General features: G+C 74.5%; 1 protein-coding gene. It reads left to right on the top strand.

Features of this window, described 5'->3' with window-relative positions:
* The coding region (locus ACIQWA_RS40925) for a polyketide synthase dehydratase domain-containing protein (RefSeq protein WP_402492279.1) at positions 1-1,701 on the top strand (1,701 nt) is incomplete at both ends.

Below are 1,701 nucleotides of genomic sequence, written 5' to 3'. Positions count from 1 at the left end.
CCTCCTCCACACCGGCCACACCCACTTCATCGAAACCAGCCCCCACCCCGTCCTCACCACCCCCATCCAACAAACCGCCGACACCACCGACACCGCGGTGGCCACGATCGCCACGCTCCGGCGCAACCACGGCGGTCCTTCGCAGCTGGCAACTGCCCTGGCCCAGGGCAGGATCGCGGGCCTGCCCGTCGCCGGCACCCCGTACACCGGCCCGCGCCCGCCCCTGCCCGCGTACCCGTTCCAGCACGCGCCGTACTGGCTGCACCCCGCGGCCACGGGCACCGGTGCCCTCGGGCAGACCGGCACGGACCACCCGCTGGTCGTCTCCGCCGTGGAACTCGCCGACGGCCAGGGGCACATCCTCACCGGCCAGGTGTCCACCACCGGCCTCCCGTGGCTCGCCGACCACGCCGTGCACGGGACCGTACTGCTGTCGAGCACCACCTACCTGGAGACCGCCCTCCGCTCCGGGCTGGAGGTCGGCTGCGGGCACGTCGAGGACCTCACGCTGGAGGTCCCGCTCGTCCTCTCCGACGGCGAGGCCGTCCAACTCCAGGCCGTGGTGGGCGAACCCGACGCCGAAGGCCGCCGATCCTTCGCGGTCTACTCCCGTCCGACCGACGCCTCGGGCGACACACCGTGGACCCGCCGGGCCGGCGGGTCGCTCACCGCCGAAGCGCCCACCACCGCGCCCACGGCCGCGCCCCCGCAGTCCGCCGCCTGGCCGCCCGCCGGAGCCGTCGCGATCGACCTCACGGACGCCTACGAGCGCCTGAGCGCCAGGGGCTACGACTACGGACCGGCCTTCCAGGGCCTGCGCGCGGCCTGGCGGCTCGGCGACGACGTCTACGCGACCGTCGCCCTCCCCGACTCCGAGCAGCCCGCTGCCCAGCGCTTCTGCCTGCATCCGGCCCTACTGGACGCCGCACTGCACCCCATCGCCCTCGGTCTGCTCGGCGACCACCCCGAGAGTGTCCTGCCGTTCAGCTGGAGCGGCGTGTCCCTGCACGCCGTCGGCGCGGACGGTGTCCGGGTGCGGCTCTCGCCCGCCGGCACGGGCAGCGTGGCCATCACCGTCACCGACACGACGGGCGCGCCCGTCGCGGACATCGCCTCGCTCGCCCTGCGCCCGGTCGACCCCGCGCGCCTACGCACCGGCGCGGACCCGGGGCTGCCGTTCCTGGTGGAGTGGTCGCCGGTCGACGTGCCCGGTGCGACGCAGCCTGCGACCGGGGCGGCCGATGTGCTGGTCGTGCGACCCGAGGGCGACACCACCACACCCCACGACCCCATCGCCGCAGCCCACCTCATCGCCGAGCAGACGCTCGCCCGCGTGCAGGAATGGCTCGCCGAGGACCGCGCCGACGACGCCCACCTCGTGGTCGTCACCCGCGGCGCCGTCTCCACCGGACGGACCGACCCCATCACCGACCTCCCGGCCGCCACGACCTGGGGACTCATCCGCACCGCACAGAACGAACACCCCCACACCTTCACCCTCCTCGACCACCACGGCGACACCCCCGACCCCGACACCATCACCGCCGCCCTCACCACCGGCCAACCCCAACTCGCCCTCCGCAACGGCAACTTCCTCACCCCCCGGCTCACCCCCACCACCCCCAACCCCAACCCCACCGCACCCACCCTCGACCCCAACGGCACCATCCTCATCACCGGCGGCACCGGCACCCTCGCCAC

Source organism: Kitasatospora sp. NPDC098652 (assembly GCF_044760155.1).
GTDB lineage: Bacteria > Actinomycetota > Actinomycetes > Streptomycetales > Streptomycetaceae > Kitasatospora.
Note: the sequence above shows the minus strand (reverse complement) of the source record. Positions and strands in the feature narration are given on the sequence as shown.